General features: G+C 66.5%; 16 protein-coding genes and 1 pseudogene. 7 read left to right on the top strand and 10 right to left on the bottom strand.

The features are described 5' to 3' along the window. Positions 1–113: 113 nt before the first annotated feature. Positions 114–1,754 carry a fatty-acid--CoA ligase FadD8 gene (gene fadD8 / locus QSJ19_RS06540; protein ID WP_286319155.1) on the top strand — a complete coding sequence of 547 codons (1,641 nt, stop codon included), beginning with the start codon at positions 114–116 and terminating at the stop codon, positions 1,752–1,754. 94 nt (positions 1,755–1,848) lie between these two features. Here fadD8 and QSJ19_RS06535 read toward each other — a convergent pair whose 3' ends face one another. Next, entirely contained in the window at positions 1,849–3,087 is a 1,239-nt protein-coding gene (locus QSJ19_RS06535) for a cytochrome P450 (protein WP_286319153.1), read from the bottom strand. Between the two features lie 72 nt (positions 3,088–3,159). Next, a complete protein-coding gene (locus tag QSJ19_RS06530) occupies positions 3,160–4,413 on the bottom strand; it encodes a cytochrome P450 (RefSeq protein WP_286319151.1) in 1,254 nt (417 codons plus the stop codon). Positions 4,414–4,598: 185 nt separating this feature from the next. On the opposite strand from QSJ19_RS06530, the gene QSJ19_RS06525 reads away from it, so the two are divergent. Then, positions 4,599–5,252 (top strand): TetR/AcrR family transcriptional regulator, encoded by a 654-nt coding sequence (locus QSJ19_RS06525; protein ID WP_286319149.1) that lies wholly within the window; start codon positions 4,599–4,601, stop codon positions 5,250–5,252. On the opposite strand, the pseudogene QSJ19_RS06520 reads toward QSJ19_RS06525, so the two are convergent. Both QSJ19_RS06520 and QSJ19_RS06515 read right to left on the bottom strand, forming a co-directional pair. Continuing rightward, a pseudogene (locus QSJ19_RS06520) lies at positions 5,222–5,709 on the bottom strand (nitroreductase family deazaflavin-dependent oxidoreductase). The gene QSJ19_RS06525 and the pseudogene QSJ19_RS06520 sit on opposite strands and share 31 nt — an antisense overlap. Next, positions 5,709–6,872 carry a steroid 3-ketoacyl-CoA thiolase gene (locus tag QSJ19_RS06515; protein WP_286319147.1) on the bottom strand — a complete coding sequence of 388 codons (1,164 nt, stop codon included), beginning with the start codon at positions 6,870–6,872 and terminating at the stop codon, positions 5,709–5,711. Before QSJ19_RS06515 ends, QSJ19_RS06520 begins: the two are co-directional and overlap by 1 nt. Before the next feature lie 353 nt (positions 6,873–7,225). On the opposite strand from QSJ19_RS06515, the gene QSJ19_RS06510 reads away from it, so the two are divergent. From QSJ19_RS06510 to QSJ19_RS06500, 3 genes are all read left to right on the top strand, one after another. Continuing rightward, positions 7,226–8,515, top strand: coding sequence for a cytochrome P450 (locus QSJ19_RS06510; protein ID WP_502876103.1), 1,290 nt, complete (start codon positions 7,226–7,228; stop codon positions 8,513–8,515). Next, positions 8,512–8,976, top strand: a complete 465-nt coding sequence (locus QSJ19_RS06505) for a nuclear transport factor 2 family protein (protein ID WP_286319145.1) — start codon at positions 8,512–8,514, stop codon at positions 8,974–8,976. The genes QSJ19_RS06510 and QSJ19_RS06505 overlap by 4 nt, the downstream gene beginning before the upstream one ends. Positions 8,977–9,095: 119 nt before the next feature. Further along, complete coding sequence (locus QSJ19_RS06500; protein WP_286319143.1) at positions 9,096–9,638, top strand: carboxymuconolactone decarboxylase family protein; 543 nt, start codon at positions 9,096–9,098, stop codon at positions 9,636–9,638. A 151-nt stretch (positions 9,639–9,789) separates the two neighbouring features. Here QSJ19_RS06500 and QSJ19_RS06495 read toward each other — a convergent pair whose 3' ends face one another. The 3 genes from QSJ19_RS06495 to QSJ19_RS06485 are packed head-to-tail and all read right to left on the bottom strand — an operon-like array spanning position 9,790 to position 13,074. Then, the gene (locus QSJ19_RS06495) at positions 9,790–10,968 is read right to left on the bottom strand and encodes a thiolase family protein (protein WP_286319142.1); all 1,179 of its coding nucleotides are present in this window, start codon (positions 10,966–10,968) and stop codon (positions 9,790–9,792) included. Continuing rightward, positions 10,968–12,002, bottom strand: a complete 1,035-nt coding sequence (locus QSJ19_RS06490) for a thiolase family protein (protein WP_286319140.1) — start codon at positions 12,000–12,002, stop codon at positions 10,968–10,970. The genes QSJ19_RS06495 and QSJ19_RS06490 overlap by 1 nt, the downstream gene beginning before the upstream one ends. A gap of 37 nt (positions 12,003–12,039) precedes the next feature. Then, complete coding sequence (locus tag QSJ19_RS06485) at positions 12,040–13,074, bottom strand: Zn-ribbon domain-containing OB-fold protein (protein WP_286319137.1); 1,035 nt, start codon at positions 13,072–13,074, stop codon at positions 12,040–12,042. A gap of 69 nt (positions 13,075–13,143) precedes the next feature. Between QSJ19_RS06485 and QSJ19_RS06480 the strand changes: the two genes are divergently transcribed. Next, positions 13,144–14,181 carry an LLM class F420-dependent oxidoreductase gene (locus QSJ19_RS06480; protein WP_286319327.1) on the top strand — a complete coding sequence of 346 codons (1,038 nt, stop codon included), beginning with the start codon at positions 13,144–13,146 and terminating at the stop codon, positions 14,179–14,181. Positions 14,182–14,192: 11 nt separating this feature from the next. Here the strand turns inward: QSJ19_RS06480 and QSJ19_RS06475 are convergent, their stop codons facing one another. Continuing rightward, positions 14,193–14,801, bottom strand: a complete 609-nt coding sequence (locus QSJ19_RS06475; protein WP_286319135.1) for a TetR/AcrR family transcriptional regulator — start codon at positions 14,799–14,801, stop codon at positions 14,193–14,195. Further along, complete coding sequence (locus QSJ19_RS06470; RefSeq protein WP_286319132.1) at positions 14,773–15,210, bottom strand: PaaI family thioesterase; 438 nt, start codon at positions 15,208–15,210, stop codon at positions 14,773–14,775. The genes QSJ19_RS06475 and QSJ19_RS06470 overlap by 29 nt, the downstream gene beginning before the upstream one ends. 105 nt (positions 15,211–15,315) lie before the next feature. Here QSJ19_RS06470 and QSJ19_RS06465 point away from each other — a divergent pair, with 105 nt between their 5' ends. Further along, positions 15,316–16,737, top strand: a complete 1,422-nt coding sequence (locus QSJ19_RS06465) for a cytochrome P450 (protein ID WP_286319130.1) — start codon at positions 15,316–15,318, stop codon at positions 16,735–16,737. A 43-nt stretch (positions 16,738–16,780) separates the two neighbouring features. On the opposite strand, the gene QSJ19_RS06460 is transcribed toward QSJ19_RS06465, so the two are convergent. Next, a complete protein-coding gene (locus QSJ19_RS06460; RefSeq protein WP_286319129.1) occupies positions 16,781–17,602 on the bottom strand; it encodes a crotonase/enoyl-CoA hydratase family protein in 822 nt (273 codons plus the stop codon). Positions 17,603–17,605 lie beyond the last annotated feature (3 nt).

Raw genomic sequence — 17,605 nt, 5'->3', positions numbered from 1 at the left:
ACACGTTCTATGTTGCTCCGATCGCGAGCTGAATGTCCTTATTGCCACGTCATCGCCACTGAAGTGAACCCGGTCCTTCCCTGAAGCTGTAACACGTCCTAGTCTTTAGAACCATGACTGATGTTCAGGATGCGACGACCGACCTCGACCACCTGCGCGGCGGCACCCACCTCGGCGACCTGCTGGTCGCGGCTCTGCGCCGCCACGCGAGTCGCAAGGTGCTGTTCCTCGGCGAGACCGAACTGACCGGTCGTGAGATGGCCGACGCGGTCAGCCGGTATCAGCAGGCGTTCGAATCGCTGGGCGCCGGAACCGGGTCCACGGTCGGATTGCTCGCGCTGAATCGGCCGGAGGTCCTGCTGGTGATCGGCGCCGGGCAGACCCAGGGCTGGCGGCGTACCGCGCTGCACCCGCTCGGTTCGCTCGACGATCACGCCTACGTTCTCTCCGACGCCGGCGTCACCACCCTGGTCATCGACCCGGTGCCGATGTTCGTGGAGCGCGCGCTCGCCCTGGTGGAGCGGGTGGACAGCCTGAAGCAGGTCCTCACGCTCGGCCCGGTCCCCGAAGAACTCGCCGCCTACGGTCGCGATGTGATCGCGGAGGCGGACAACTATCAGCCCAAACCGCTCGCCGCTGCGGATCTGCCACCCGAGCACGTCGTGTCCATCACCTACACGGGCGGCACGACCGGAAAGCCCAAGGGCGTCATCGGAACTGCGCGCGCGATGTCGACGATGACGCAGATCCAGCTCTCCGAGTGGGAATGGCCGGAGAATCCGCGGTTCCTGATGTGCACGCCGCTGTCGCACGCGGGTGCCGCATTCTTCGTGCCCACGCTCATCAAGGGTGGGTGCATGGTCGTCATGGCGAAGTTCGATCCCGCCGAGGTGCTCCGGGTCATCGAGGAGGAACGCATCACCGCGACGATGCTGGTGCCGTCGATGCTCTATGCCCTGATGGACCATCCCGACTCGCGGACGCGCGACCTCTCGTCGCTGGAGACCGTGTATTACGGTGCGTCGCCGATCAATCCGGTCCGGCTGGCCGAGGCCATCGAACGCTTCGGACCGATCTTCGCCCAGTACTACGGACAGTCCGAGGCGCCGATGGTGATCAGCTATCTCGGCAAGAACGATCACCCCAAGCCCGGCGAGGATCCGCGTCGGCTGAGCAGTTGTGGACGCCCGTCGGCGTTCTTGCGCACCGCATTGCTCGGTCCCGACGACAAGCCCGTCCCGCAGGGTGAGCCTGGCGAGATCTGTGTGGCCGGTCCACTGCTCGCCGGCGGCTACTGGGGCCTACCGGAACAGACCGCCGACACCTTCCGCGACGGGTGGCTCCGTACTGGCGATGTCGCCCGCGAGGACGCCGACGGATTCTGGTACATCGTCGACCGGACCAAGGACATGATCGTGACCGGTGGTTTCAATGTCTTCCCGAGAGAGGTGGAAGACGTTGTCGCCGAACATCCCTCGGTCGGTCAGGTGGGTGTGATCGGTGTCCCCGACGACAAGTGGGGAGAAGCGGTCACCGCCGTCGTCGTCCTGCGGACCGATGCCGATCAGAGTGATGAGGCCAAGGAGAAGGTGACAACAGAGATCCAGCAGTCGGTGAAGGATCGCAAGGGCGCCGTCCAGTCGCCCAAGCAGGTCATCTTCGCGGAGTCGCTGCCCCTGACCGCGCTGGGCAAGCCCGACAAGAAGGCGCTCCGCGCACAGTTCTGGGAGGGGTCGGGACGCGGGGTGGGATAGGGCGGAACGTCCGAGAGTCGACGCTGCGCGAGCGTCCCGGGGGCCGTAGGGAAGTGATGGGTGGGCGACTCGCTCCTCACTCAGGGACCGGAGTTCAGCTCACTCCGTAATCGACCCGTAGCTCCTTCACCCCGTTCAACCAGCCGGATCGGACACGTTGTGGCTCAGCGAGTTTGGTGATGTCGGGGACGAGGTCGGCGAGGGTGTCGAACAGCAGGCGAACCTCCAGGCGCGCGAGATTTGCCCCGATGCAGAAGTGTGCGCCGTTGCCGCCGAAGCTCAGATGCGGGTTCGGGTCGCGCAGGATGTCGAAGGTGAACGGGTCGTCGAAGGCCATGTCGTCGTAGTTCGCCGCACTGTAGAACAGGCCCACTCGCTGGCCCTGCGCGATCCGTACGCCGCCGACTTCCGTGTCGATGACAGCAGTGCGCTGGAAACAGTGCACCGGGGTGGCCCAGCGGATGATCTCGTCGACTGCGGTGGGCGGACGTTCACGCCGATACAACTCCCACTGATCGGCGCGGTCGAGAAAGGCGTCGAGGCCATGGGAGATCGCGTTGCGGGTGGTCTCGTTGCCGGCGATGACGAGCAGGATCACGAAGAACCCGAACTCGATCTCGCTGAGCGCGTGACCGTCGACGTCGGCCTGGACGAGGACGGTCACCACGTCGTCACGGGGATGTGCACGACGGTCCTCGGCCATCGCCTGGGCATAGCCGAGCATCTCGATGTGGGCGGTGAAGGGATCGAACTTGCTGTCGGGGTCGTCGGGATTGACCATCGAATCGGCGAGATCGCAGAGATGCTCGTGATCGGCCTCCGGAACGCCGAGGAGGTCGAGGATCGCACGCAGCGGTAGGTGGACTGCGATGTCCTCGACGAAGTTCCCGCTACCGTGATCCGCTGCGGCGAAGATGATGTCGCGGGCATGCTCGCGGAGGTCATCCTCCAGTGCGGCGACCGCACGCGGTGTGAACATGCGCGAGACGATCCTGCGCATCCGGGTGTGCTCGGGCGGATCCATGTTGAGGAGGAAGGCGCGCCCGGCGTCGACCTGTTCCCGTGTCGACGTCTCCGGCAAGCGCATGACGGCACCCTTGGCCCAGTTCGACCACGTGGCGGTGTCCTTCGAGACCGACCGGATGTCGGCATGGCGACTGATCACCCAGAATCCCTCGTCATCGAAGAAGGCCGGGCCGATGGCCTGCGGATTCCACCACACCGGCGCGGTCGCGCGGCGCTCGGCGAACTCCGCCAGGGGGAGACCACGCTCGAGCAGTGCCGGATCGGTGAAGTCGATGACGTCGAACGTGTGGTGAGTCGATGCGGTCATGGCGTCCTCCGCGGTCCCACGGGCGGCCGGTCCACACCGTGGATGTGTCCTACGTCACATGACCGTACACCGTCAGGTCACCGGACAGCCCCCGTAGCGCACGGGGAGGTCCTTGACGCCGTTCAGCCAGCCCGAGCGGACCCGACGCATGTCGCCGAGCCGGCCGATGTCGGGCAGGACCTCCGCGATCGCGTTGAAGATCAGGGTCAGTTCGAGCCGGGCGAGGTTGGCGCCGATGCAGAAGTGCGCGCCGTTGCCGCCGAATGCGAGGTGCGGATTCGGGTCGCGGGTGATGTCGAAGGCGAACGGGTCGGTGAACACGTCTTCGTCGTAATTGGCTGAGCTGTAGAATAATCCGACGCGCTGCCCCGCGGTGATATCGACGTCGCCGACCCTCGTGTCGGCCAGCGCGGTGCGCTGAAACGCGTGCACGGGCGAGGCCCACCGCAGCACCTCGTCGTTCGTCGTGCCGGGTCGTTCGCGCTTGAAGAGCTCCCACTGGTCCGGATTGTCCAGGAAGGCGTTCATCCCATGAGTGGTCGCGTTGCGGGTGGTCTCGTTGCCGGCGGTGATGAGCAGGATGACGAAGAAGCCGAACTCGAGTTGGTCGAGGGCCTCGCCGTCGATGTCGGCCTGGATCAGGGTGGTGACCACGTCGTCGGTGGGGTTCTTCCGTCGCTCCTCGGCCATCGCATAGGCGTACCCGAGCAACTCGGCGTTGGCGGTCGTCGGATCGATCGTCTGATCGGGATCGTCGCTGTTGATGATCGCGTCGACGAGCTCGTGCAACCTCGGACGGTCGGGTGCCGGCACGCCCAGCAGATCCAGGATCGCCTGCAGCGGAAGGTGAATCGCGACGTCGTCGACGAAGTTGCCGGTGTCCTTCTCGGCCGCTTCGCGGACGATGCGGCGGGCCGAGTCCGTCAGGTTCTCCTCCAGGGTGGCGACCGCACGCGGGGTGAACATCCGGGAGATGATCTTGCGCAGTCGGGTGTGCTCGGGCGGATCGTGGTTGATCAACAGCGCCTTGGTGAACTCGATCTGGTCCGGGGTGACGTAGTCGGGGAGCCGGATGATCCCGCCGTTCGCGTTCGTCGACCACAGCTGACTGTTCTTCGAGATCTCCCGGACGTGGGCGTGTTTGGAGATCACCCAGAAACCGCCGTCGGTGAAGCCCGATGTCCCTTCCGGCTGGGCGTTCCACCAGACGGGTGCGGTCGCGCGGAGCTGGGCGAACTCGGTCAGCGGGATGCCCTGCTCCAGGACGTCGGGATCGGTGAAGTCGAAGTCCGGGCTGAACGGGCAGACGCCGGTTGCAGAGGCCATGGTGTCTCCTCGGATCCGGCTCGCGGTGGGACGGGAACTGTCCGCCGACTGTGGCGGCCGTCACCACACCATGCATTATCCGCGCATCGCGTATGGTCGGCGAGATGTCCGACTCCGCCGGGAGCGTGCCGGTAGGCTGGCGTCCCATGAAGGTCCGTCGGATTCGGTGAGGGGTAGAGCGGTACATGCGCACCCACGGATGGGGAGGCAATGTCCCGGTCAACGACGAGGACGCGGTGGCCAGGATTCTCGCGGCGGCTCGCGAGACGATAGACCGGGAGGGGCCGGGCACCGGGCTTGCCGACGTCGCCCGCACCCTGGGTGTGACGCGGCAGACCGTCTACCGGTATTTCCGCAGCACCGATGAATTGCTCTCGGCCACAGCGATAGACGCCGTGGGTGCACTGCTGGGCAGGATCGAGGAGAGGTTACGGGGGATCACGGCCCCGGATGAAGCGGTGGTGGAAGGTCTCGCGGTGTGTCTCGCCGAGCTCGCCGACGACCGATACGTCGGTCTGCTGCTCCGGGCCGACCGGCTGAGCGTGCCCGTCGTCGGCGAGATCACCTCGGAGATGGCGCGCCAGTTCGCGCGGTCGATGGTCGATCGGATGGACGTCGACTGGGTGGGTGCCGGCTATCGGTTCGCCGAGATCGAGGACATCATCGAAATCGTCCTGCGGACACTGCAGTCCATGGTCCTCGATCCCGGCCGGCCACCACGGTCCGATACGGAGCTACGGGCGTTCCTCGACCGCTGGGTGGGCGCTGCCGTCCGCGGGCTACCGCGGTCGGACCGGGAAGCAAAGGGTCAGCGCGGCTCGCAGACGACCGGGATCTGACGGTCGGTCCACGCGGCATAGGTGTCGAAGTCGGCATAGAGCTCGACGAGCTCCGACCAGAGTTCGGCACGTTCGGAGTCGGACGCGGTGCGCGCCACCAGCTCGTGGGTGGTGTTCTTGCCGACCTGGATGCTCACCGCCGGATTCGCGGTCAGGTTCGGGAACCACGCCGGATTCCTGGGCAGTCCACCCTGCGACGCGACGAGCACGAAGGCATCGCCCTTTCGGAGATAGAGCAGCGGCGCGGTCCGCGGCGCACCGCTCTTGCGGCCGATCGTCGTCAGCAGACACACCGGACGGGCTTGCGGAAGCCGGACCCGACGCGCCAGCTGTTGCCCAAGCGACCACCCGTGGCCCGGTAGAGCTTCGTGTTGAGGCGGGAGCCGGCCTTGATCAGCCACGCCACCGTCGGCGAGCCGGGCTGCTTCGGCCTCGCGTTGGGATCCATGACCGGCATCAGATGCGCTCGATGATCGTTCCGGTGGAGAGTGCCCCGCCCGCGCACATCGTGATGAGGGCGGTCTGACCGTCGGTGCGCTCGAGTTCGTGCAGAGCGGTGGTGATGAGCCGGGAACCGGTGGAGCCCACCGGATGTCCGAGCGCGATAGCGCCGCCGTTGACGTTCACCCGATCCATGTCCGCCTTGTGGACCTGAGCCCAGCTGAGGACGACGGAGGCGAAGGCCTCGTTGATCTCGACGAGGTCGATGTCGGAGAGCGCCATCCCGGACTTGGCGAGAACACGCTCGGTCGCCTGCACCGGACCGTCGAGGTGATAGTACGGTTCGGCGCCGACCAGTGCCTGGGCCCTGATCCGTGCTCGCGGCGTCAATCCGAGCGCACGGGCCTTCGATTCGTCCATGATCAGGATGGCGGCGGCGCCGTCGGAGATCTGGGATGACGTGCCGGCGGTGTGGATTCCGCCGTCGATCACCGGCGTCAACCCGCCGAGCGACTCGAGTGTCGTGGCGCGCAGACCCTGATCGCGACTGACGTCGAGGATGTTGCCGGTGTACTCACCCTCCTTCGTGCGCTCGGGGGCCTTGAGGGCGAGGACCTCCCGGTCGAACCGGCCCTCGTCCCACGCCCGCTTCGCCAGGCGCTGGCTGCGCTCGCCCAGGGCGTCGACATCGGCGCGGCCGATACCCCGCCGCTCCGCGATGCGTTCGGCCGCCCGGAACTGATTCGGCATGTCGACGTCCCAGGAGTCCGCGTGGTAGGGCCCTGCATCGGTGCCGACGTTCGCGCCCAGCGGCACCGTCGACATCATCTCGACACCGCAGGCGACGCCGACGTCGATCGTGTCGGAGGCGATGAGTCCGGCGATGAGGTGATTGGCCTGCTGCGCCGACCCGCACTGGCAGTCGATGGTGGTCGCGCCGGTCTGATCGGGCAGCCCGGCAGACAGCCACGCCTTACGCGTGATGTTGCCCGCCTGCGCACCGGCCTGGGTCACGCAGCCGCCGATCACCTGCTCCACCAGGGAGGTGTCGATTCCCGCCCGCTCCAGCAGCCCCCGCTGGGCGGCGCCCAGCAGTTCCTCGGCATGCAATCCCGACAGCCAGCCGGCACGCTTGCCGATCGGGGTCCGAACCGCTTCCACGATCACCGGTACGCCCATCGCGCTCCTCCTCGTTCTCGTCACCACACGTCATGTCGTCATCCTCAAACTAGAACATGTTCTCATCCGAGTCCATGGGCGGGTGACCTGGGCCTGCGCTGGTGATCGGAAGACGTTCTGTCGGATGTCGGCGATGATGTGGAGACGTTGCTGGTCGCGCATAACAGCGCGCGACGGGGCGCCACCGGCCATCTCTGAGGCATGCCACAATTGATGGTGGCAGTATCGCCGCATCTCGAGACGGGTCGGGCGGCCCAAACTAGAACAAGTTCTCGTTGAGGCCTGTCATTCGGGTCACAATGTGCTCTAATGAGATTGAAACAGGTTCTAATCTCACAGCGAGGTGGTGTGACGTGACCCAGGCACAGGGTGCGACAACCGGCGCCGACATCGGGGGCGCTGCGGCCAATGTTCCGTTCATGGAGCAGGAGGGTTGGGATTTCACCAACCCGGACCTGCTCGAGAACGGCATCCCGGTCGAAGAGTTCGCTCAACTGCGCAAGACAGCTCCGGTCTGGTGGAATGCCCAGTTGCCCGGCAAGGGCGGGGGCTTCCATGACGGCGGGTACTGGGTGGTGTCCAAGCACGCCCACATCCGGGAGATCTCCAAGAACAACGATGACTGGTCGACCGCGACCAACGGTGTCATCATGCGCTTCGAGGACGACATGAGCCAGGATCAGCTCGACGTCACCAAGGCGCTGCTGATCAACCATGATCCGCCGGATCACACCAGGCTGCGCAAGCTCGTGTCGAAGGCCTTCACGCCACGCGCGGTGCATTCGCTGGAGGAGAAGCTCGACAACGCGGCGCGCACCATCGTCAGCAAGGCCGCGGAGAAGGGGAACGGTGACTTCGTCCACGACGTCGCCGTCGACCTGCCGCTGCTGGCGATCGCCGACCTGCTCGGCGTGCCGGAGGAAGACCGCGGCAAGCTGTTCGACTGGTCGAACAACATGATGAACTACGACGACCCGGAGTTCGGCGAGGATCCCGCCATGGCATCCGCCGAGATCCTGGGCTACGGGTACACCATGGCCGAGGCGCGACGCAAGGACCCGGTCGAGGACATCGTCTCGACCCTGGTCAATGCCGACATCGACGGACAGGCTCTTGACGAGACCGAGTTCGGGTTCTTCTTCATCCTGCTGACCGTCGCCGGCAACGAGACGACGCGCAATGCGATCAGCCACGGCATGAACGCATTCCTCGAGCACCCGGATCAGTGGGAGATCTTCAAGAAGGAACGCCCGGCGACGGCCGTCGACGAGATCGTCCGTTGGGCGACCCCCGTCAACGCGTTCCAGCGCACCGCCAAGCGCGACACCCAGATCGGCGGGATCGACATCAAGGAGGGCCAGCGCGTCGGGATGTTCTACGGCTCGGCCAACTACGACGAGGACGTATTCGACGATCCGTTCTCGTTCAACATCCTTCGCGATCCCAACCCGCACGTCGGCTTCGGCGGCAACGGTGCACATTTCTGCATCGGCGCGAACCTCGCGCGCATGGAGATCAACCTGATGTTCAACGCGCTCGCCGATCTCGTCCCAGACATCAGCCGGCTGGCCGCGCCGCGCCGACTCCGTCACGGGTGGATCAACGGCGTGAAGGAACTCCAGGTCGATTACGGCACCAAATGACGGATCAGGAAACAGGTCTGGGCAACGACGCCCCCGCCTACCTGAACATCGACCGGGAGAATCATCCCGCGGTGGTGGCTGGTCGTCGGTCGCGGGAGCTCGTCGCGTCACGTGACAAGCAGGCGTGGGTGGAGAACTTTGCCGCTGAGGGGACGGTGGAGGATCCGGTCGGGCCGTCGATGTTCGATCCCGAGGGACACGGATTCCGCGGACACGAACAGATCGCGGAGTTCTGGGACAAGTCGATCGCGACTACCGCGAGCATCGAGTTCGTCTTCGACGACGAGATCATCTGTGGCAACGAGGTCGCTTACGTCGGCAAGATCGTCACGCACATCGCGGGGCACATCTCCGAGGCGCACGGCGTGTTCACCTACCGTGCGGACGCCGACGGCAAACTGAGTGCGCTCCGCGCATTCTGGGAGGTCGAGAAGACGATCAACTCGGTCCGACCGGCCTGAGAACTCGATCACGAATCCACCCCATCTCTTGTCAACCACCTTCGGACCGACGAAGGTGAGAGACGAGAGGTGGGGTGGACGCATTTCTCCCCACGTTCATCGGCTGCAAAGGTGGAGCGATGCGTGCAATCGAACGAATCCGTGGCTACGGCAAGGCGTTTGCCTCCTCCAAGCGACATCGCGGTGACCTGGTCGGGTGGCTCGGACGACGACCGCAGATCGCCGCGGCCACCGGTGTCTACGAGACCGCATTGCTGCTGAGCAACGCACTCGACCCGAAACTCAAGGAACTCGCCGAACTCAAGACCGCGGGCCTCGTCAGTTGCGAGTTCTGCCTCGACATCGGATCGGCGCTGGCCCGCGGTGCGGGCGTCACCGAGCAACAGATCCGTGACCTTCCACGCTTTCGCGACAGCGGCGCCTACACGGATCTGGAGAAACTGGTCATCGGCTACGCCGAGGCGATGACCATCACACCGGCCGTCGGCGACGATCTCTCGGAACTACGAGATCGACTGTCACACCATCTGTCCCGCCGTCAGATCGCCGAATTGGCCGCCACGGTGGCGTGGGAGAACCAACGGGCGCGACTCAATCAGGCGCTCGGTGTCCGTCCGACCGGGATGTCCGACGGGGCGGCGTGCGCGGTGCCGGAGAGGTAGCGCCCCACCGCACGCACCGCACCGCAGCTTCCCCCCAACGTGCCCAGCACGGAGGCGCCCCGCGGCGTCGTGTCCCTGGCGCGGCGTAGCCTCCGTGCTGGGTGCGTTCGGGAGGCGGGTGCGGTGGCCTCCGTGGTGGGCGGGCGCGGGGCTAGTGGACGGGTTTGTCGGCGCCTACCAGCCACATCGAGAAGTACTGGGAGCCACCGCCGTAGGCGTGGCCGAGGGCCTTGCGTGCGTCGGGGACCTGGTGCGCGTCGGCTTTGCCCATCACCTGGATGGCGGCCTCGGCGAAACGGATCATGCCGGAGGCGCCGATCGGGTTCGACGACAACACGCCGCCGGACGCGTTGACCGGCAGGCGTCCACCGATCTCGGTCTCGCCCGCCTCGGTGAGCTTCCAGCCCTCGCCTTCGGCGACGAAGCCGAGGTTCTCCAGCCACATCGGCTCGAACCAGGAGAACGGCACGTAGATCTCGGCGGTGTCGACCTCCTCGAGCGGATTGCTGATCCCGCCGGCCTTCCACAGTGCCGCCGCCGCGTCGCGTCCCGCCTGCGGACTGACGACGTTGCGATGAGCGTACGACAGCGGTTCGGTGCGCATGGCGGTGGCGTGGATCCAGGCCACCGGATCGCCCGCGGCGATCGCGCCGTCCGCGGTCTTCTCGTCACCGATCACCACAGCGCACGCCCCATCCGACGACGGGCAGGTCTCGTCGTATCGGATCGGATCCCACAGCATCTGCGACTCCATCACCTTCTCCTTGGTGATGTCGGGTTGCTGCAGGTGCGCCAGCGGGTTCTTCGAACCGTTCCGACGATCTTTGGCGGCGACGATGGCGCCGATGTGCGAGGGCGCCCCCGACTGTCGGATGTAGGACCGGACATGCGGGGCGAAGAACCCACCCGCACCGGCGCCCACCGGCTTGGTGAACGGCACCGGAATCGACAACGCCCACATGGCGTTCGACTCGGACTGCTTCTCCCACGCAACTGCGAGCACGCGCTGATGAACGCCGGCGAACACCAGGGAGGCGGCGACATTCGCGGTGGATCCGCCGACCGAACCGGCGGTGTGGACACGGATCATCCGCTTGCCGACGGCGCCGATCGCCTCGGCCATCGCGAGTTCGGGCATCATCGAGCCCTCGAAGAGGTCGGGCGCCTTGCCGATGACGATGGCGTCGATGTCGTCGATGGAGACCTTGGCGTCGGCGAGGGCGGCGTCGATGGCCTCTCGGCACATGCCGGCCATCGTCACGTCGTGCCGCTTGGCGACGTACTTCGTCTGTCCCGTGCCGAGGACAGCCGCGCGGTTGTTGTGTGCCATCAGTTCTCGTCTCCTGCCAAGGTGACCACCATGTTCTGTTGCAGCAGCGGGCCGCTCGTCGCGTGCGCCAGTGCTGTGCCGGCGTTGCCGGTCAGGATCTCGTGGGCCGCATAGCCGACCCGCTGCAGACCTGCGGAGAACAGCGAGTTGCCGGCCAGCGAACCGCCGGACGGATTGATCTGCACCGAATCCGGGAGCTCGAGCGCGTTGCGGATGATCAGTTCCTGATGGGTGAACGCCGCGTTGATCTCCGCGACGTCGACGGCGCGGCTGCGATCACCGAACGCCGTGCGGCCGGCGAGCGCGGTCGACGGTGACACCGTCAGATCGCGGGCCCCGAAGTTCGGGGTGTCGATCCGATGATCCCAACCGGTCACGAATGCCGGATTCGCGACGAGCTCGCGGGCGCGTCGTTCACTCGCGATGATGACCGCGGCGGCCGCGTCGGTGTACGGCGCGATGTCATGGGCGCGCAGGGGATTCGCGACATAGTCCGCGGCGAGCAGGTCGTCGAGGGAGGCGCCGGTGGTGCGGGCCGCGACCGAAGCCATGTCGGCCTCGGTCCAGGTTCCGGCGTCGAGGCCGGCTCGTGCCTGCAGGGCGCCGAGTGACCGGGCGTCGGGCCACAACGGTCCGACGGTGTACGGATCGGTCTGCAGTGCGAGGGTCTGATCCATGTTGCCTGCGGTCGACTTGCCGAAGCCGTATGCGAGCGCGAGATCGACCTCGCCCGTGGCGATCTTCACCCACGCCTCGTACAGTGCCCAGGCGCCGTCCATCTCGACGTGGGATTCGTTGATCGGCGGCATGGCGCCGATGGAGTCGATTGCCGAGATGAACGAGAATGCCCGCCCGGCGAGGTAGTCGGATGATCCACTGCACCAGAAGTCGATGTCGGTGCGGGAGATGCCGAGGTCGGCGTACAGCTTCTGGAAGCAGGGGATCAACATCTCGACACCGTTGGTGGTGCCGTGGGTCCCGACGACATTCGGGCTGTGTGCGAACCCGATGATCGCGATCCGTGGGAGTGTCACAGGTGCTCCTAGTCCGGAGTGGTGGTCTGATGTGCGATCAGAGCTGATCGCGGTAGGTCTCGTAGTCGGCGTCGGGTTCACCCGTCGGCGCGAAGTGGCTGATGTTGCCGATCGAGTACTCCCACTCGTCCTCCGGGAGCCAGACGGCCTTGACGCGCATGCCCATTCGGACGTCGGCTGCCTCGCAATCCAGGATGAGATGTAGGAACGGGATGTCGGTGCCGTCGAGGAGGACGTAGGCCGCGACATACGGCGGCTTGATGCGCTGGCCCTGGAACGGCACGTTGACGATGCAGAACGTCGTCACGATGCCGGTGTGCGCCAACTCGACACGCTCGACTGCCTGCGCGCCGTCGGCGGGGCTGACCTTGCGGGGCGGGAAGTAGACCCGGTCGGCGTCGACGCCGGAGCCGATCCGGGTGCCGTAGAGCTTGCCGGCCTTGAGACCCTCCAGATACCAGGACTCTTCCTCGGTGGCCGAATGCTCGATCTCGGTGGTGATGGGGGTCGGCATCACGACGAGATCGCCCTCGGGGTTCTCCGCCTCGTTGGGTGGTGCGTCCGCGGCCGCGTCGCCGGGCGCGAAGTACGCGATGTCGTCGATACGCCCGACACGAGCAGCCCTCCACACGGCGTGGACCCGCAGGCCGGTGGAGATGCCGGCGGGGGAGTCGACCGCCACGACGTGCAGGAGTGAGGTTCCGGCGCCGTCGAGGGTGATCAGTGCCCAGGCGAACGGCTTGTCGACCGGCTGGGCCGCCAGCGGTTCCGGCTGCCACGACCACGTGGTCACGGTGCCGGTGGTGGCGACGTCGACGAGTTCGGTGATCGGCGCGCCGCCGGCCGGATCGAATTCGACGGGCGGGACCGACACCGTGCCGTCACTGCTCTTCGAGCCGATGATGCGACCGTCACGCAGCGCGAGGGCGAACTGACTCAACACCGGGCCCAGCGAACGCGTGTAGTCGAACGAGTTCTTCAGGGGAGCGGTGAGGATCGGGGACTCCGGTCGGGGTACCGCCGCGACGGGGCTGGCCGGGGCCGGGCGGGGTGCAGTTGTGCTGGTGCTCACGCTTCGAGTAGAACACGTTCTAGTATTGAGGCACAAGGTGCACGTCACGGACCCGTGGAGGACGCAGAGGTGAAGCTCGGACTACAACTCGGCTATTGGGGCCGAGGACCCATCGAGAATGCTCCGGGCCTGATCGCGGCCGCCGAGGAGTCCGGATTCGATGCGGTGTTCACCGCCGAGTCGTGGGGGTCGGACGCGTACACGCCCCTGGCATGGTGGGGGGCCGCCACCGAACGTGTCCGGCTCGGGACGGCCGTTGCCCAACTCTCCGCCCGACCGCCCACCTCGTTGGCGATGCACGCGCTCACGCTCGACCATCTGTCGGGCGGGCGACACATCATCGGACTCGGGGTGTCCGGGCCGCAGGTCGTCGAGGGGTGGTACGGGCAGCCGTTCGCCAAACCGCTCGCGCGCACCCGCGAGTACGTCCAGGTGGTCCGCGACGTCCTGGCGCGCGACGGCGCCGTGACCAGTGCCGGCCCGCATCATCCGCTGCCCTATCCGACCGACGCGCCGGGCGCGACGGGACTCGGCAAGCCCCTCAAGCCGATCACGCACCCACTCCGCGCCGACATCCCCATCTGGCTGGGCGCCGAGGGGCCCAAGAACGTCGCGCAGACCGCCGAGATCGCCGACGGCTGGCTGGCGATCTTCTACAGCCTGCGGCTCGCCGATCAGTACGAGGAATGGCTGGCCGAGGGCTTCGCCCGGCCGGGCGCCCGGCGCACACGCGACGAGTTCGAGGTAGCCGCGACGGTCCAGCTGGTGATCACCGATGACGTCGCGGAGGCGGTGGAGCGATACCGGCCGTCGACCGCGCTCTACGTCGGTGGAATGGGCGCCAAGGAGAAGAACTTTCACGCCGAACTCTACCGGCGGATGGGATACGGCGATGCGGTCGACGAGATCGGTGCCCTCTTCCGGGAAGGCCGCAAGGTCGAGGCGATGGCTGCGGTGCCCGACGAGATGGTGCGCGAGACGATGATCGCGGGAACAGCGGACGAGGTGCGTGCGCAGATCAAGCAGTGGGAGGCGGCCGGCGTGAGGATGCTGATGGTGACCGCCCGCGACACCGAGACGATCCGGGAATTGGCGGCATTGGTCTGACCCTGCGAGCGTCACGAAGGGTCCCCGCCGGGATCCATCTCCGCGAGTATCGCCAGCGCCGACCGAACAGTGAAGTCGCGCAGCCACTCCGACGGCGTACCCCGATCCGGGAGATGTCGGCGGACCGCGGCGTAGGGCAGGTCGACGAGCGCGAAGGTGACCCGGTCCATGACCTCGACTGTGTCACTGGCGAAGCGTCGACGAGCGTAGTCGCGCAGCGCAGTTCGAGCTGACCGGTTGTGCCTGCGCAGTTCCGTGGCGAGGGTGTCCGGCCACGACCGCAGGAGATCCCGCTTGTCGTACTGCACCAGCAGCGCGGACTCTCCGGGATGTGTGGCGGTCCAGTCGAAGCAGTGGGCGACGACGGCGCGGGCGGCGTCGTCGGCGCCGTCGATCGCCAACGCCGCGACGACACCCTCCTGGTACCGGACGATCGTGCGCAACCACAGTCGAGCCATCAGTTCGTCCCGGCTGGCGAAGCGGTGATACACCGACCCCGACGGTGCGCCGATTGCTCGCCCGATGGCTGTGGCGGTCGCCGCTCCTGGGCCGTCATCGACGACGAGTGCCAGTGCCGCGTCGAGGATCTCGTCAGCGCTGAACTGCGGTCGACGACCCACGGCCCCGTACCATGCTCGTACCCTGCGCCGCAGCGACGATCCGCCGCGAACCATCGTCGGCGACCAGGCTGATGTCGCACCGCGCAACGGCTTTCGTGCGACCCGAGTGGACGAGGACGGCGTCGGCGACGAGTTCTCGACCGTCGTCGGCGGGCGCGAGATACTCGATGCTGAACCCGCTCGTGATGATGTCCGTCCCGAGGCCGAGGGCCGCCGCGTAGGTCAGTGCGTTGTCGGCGAGGTAACTCAGCACGCCGCCGTGGATGTAGCCGTACTGCTGCCGGAGATCATCGCGGATGTCGACGGTCAACGAGACGCCGTCGTCGCCGACACGGGTGAGTCGTGCACCGATCATCCGACTGAACGGCTGAGCGTCGAGCACCGAGCGTGCGAGGTGTAGATCCATCATTTATCAGAGAGTGCTCGCTATTATCGACTCTGTCAAGAGCGCCGGGGGCTCGATTCCACCCGTGGATGGATTGACATCGTCGACGGCCCGGCGCAGGGTCGAGGTGTGGTCGGCAAGGTGAAGAACGACTGGTCGGGACAGTCCTTTCCGCATGCGGGCGCACGCAAGCCGCTGATCGGTGATCTGGGCGTGTCCGATCCGCGGCACCCGCTGCTGGATCTCCTGGAGTGGGGCGCCGACCTCGGCCCGATCTACGAGATGCGGATCTTCCGACAGAATTTCGTGTTCGTGTCGAGTGCTGAGCTCGCCGCGGAGCTCTGCGACGAGTCGCGATTCTGCAAGGCCCTCCCGCCCGCGATCGTCGCGCTCCGGCACTACGCCGGCGACGGACTGTTCACCGCGCGCAATGACGAGCCGAATTGGCAACTCGCGCACGAATTGCTGATGCCGGCCTTCACCAAACCGGCGATGCAGTCATATCACCCGATCATGCTGGAGACGGCCGGTGAGCTGTTCGACTACTGGGATCGACAGTCCGGACCGGTCGACGTCACGCGATCGATGACCAAACTCACCATGGAGACACTCAGCCGCGCGGCGTTCAGCCACGACTTCGGGTCGTTCACGACGTCGCAGCCACACCCGTTCGTCGACGCCATGATCCGCGCGCTGGAGACCGGCCGGCGGAAAGGCGGTCTCCTGACCGCGCCCGGCGGCCGACTGCTGGGTCGATGGCTCGATCGCCGCAACGCCGCCCAGCAGGCGTATGTGGACGAACTCCTCGACGACCTGATCGCCGAACGTTCCGGCAGTACCGATCAACACGACCTGCTCGGCATCATGCTCAACACGGCGCATCCGGAGACCGGAGATCGACTGTCTGCGTTGAACATCCGGTATCAGATCCTGACGTTCCTCGTCGCTGGGCACGAGACCACCTCGGGGGCACTGGCCTTCACGCTCTACTACCTGTCACGGAATCCCGGGTGCCTCGCACGGGCGCGGCAGGAGGTCGACGACATCCTTGGTGAGGATGCCGGCGCGACACCCACATTCGAACAGGTCCCGAAGTTCCGCTACATCCGTCGGTGTCTGGACGAGGCGTTGCGGATCTGGCCGACGGTCCCCGGATTCGCCCGCAGCCCGAAGTCGGAGACCACCATCGGTGGCGGTCATCGGATGCGGCCGGAGGATTGGGCGGTGATCGTGCTCGGCCAGGTCCACCGGGATCCGACCGTGTGGCGAGATCCTGACACCTATGACCCGGATCGATTCCTGCCGGCCGAGGTCAAGAAGCGCCCCGCGCACAGCTACAAGCCGTTCGGTGCCGGACTGCGCGCGTGCATCGGGCGTCAGTTCGCGTTACACGAGGCGGTGCTGGTGTTGGCGTGCCTCATCCACCGGTATGACATCGCCGCCGATCCCGGCTACGAGCTGGCCGTCGATGAGCGACTGACGATGGTGCCGAGGGGATTCGAGCTCACGGTGACGCCGCGGCGGGTAAGGGCGACGGTACCCATTCTGTAGTCCGGACACGCGTCGAGGGCGGGTTCGTACTACGAAATCGCAGTCACTCCCCCGTGAAGACCGGCTTCTCCTTGTTCGCGAACGCTCGCGGGCCGACCTTGGCGTCCTTGCTCTTGAACACGGCGATGCCGAGCTTCGACTCGATGTCGAACGCGTCCAACTCGTGCAGCCCCTCGGTGTCCCGGATGGTCTTGAGGATCGCCTGTACCGCGAGCGGACCGTTGGCGGCGATCGATTCGGAGATCTCCAGGGCCTTGTCGAGGGCCGAGCCGTCCGGAACCACGTAGCCGATGAGGCCGTACTCCTTGGCCTCGGCCGCGGTGATGTGCCGGCCGGTCAGCAACAGGTCGGCGGCGATCGTGTACGGGATCTGCCGGGGCAGTCGCACCGCACTGCCGCCGAGCGGGAACAGACCCCACCGTGCCTCTGCGACACCGAACTTCGCACCCTCGCCGGCGACCCGGATGTCGGTGCCCTGCAGGATCTCGGTGCCACCGGCGATCGCAGGCCCCTCGACCGCGGCGATCAGCGGCTTGGTCAGACGGCGACCCTTCAGCAGTGCCGGCAGACTGGCCGGATTCCACGTGCCCTGATCGGCGGTCTCGCCGGGGGAGTTCTTGTTCATCGCCTTGAGGTCCATGCCGGCGCAGAACGCGCCCCCGGCACCGGTGAGGATTGCGACTCGGATGTCCGGGTCGTTGTCGACCTGGTCCCAGGCCTCGACCATGATGCGCATCATCTCCGCCGACAGCGCGTTGCGTGCCTGCGGGCGGTTCATGGTCACGATCAGGATGTGGCCGCGCTTCTCGACGAGGCACTCCGGTGCCCGGTCGGTGTCGGTCTCGGCGCCGGCAACAGTGGTCATCGT

The organism is Gordonia sp. ABSL11-1 (genome assembly GCF_030315685.1).
Taxonomy (GTDB): Bacteria; Actinomycetota; Actinomycetes; order Mycobacteriales; family Mycobacteriaceae; genus Gordonia.
The sequence above is the reverse complement of the archived record's forward strand: the minus strand, read 5'-3'. Positions and strand labels throughout refer to the sequence as shown.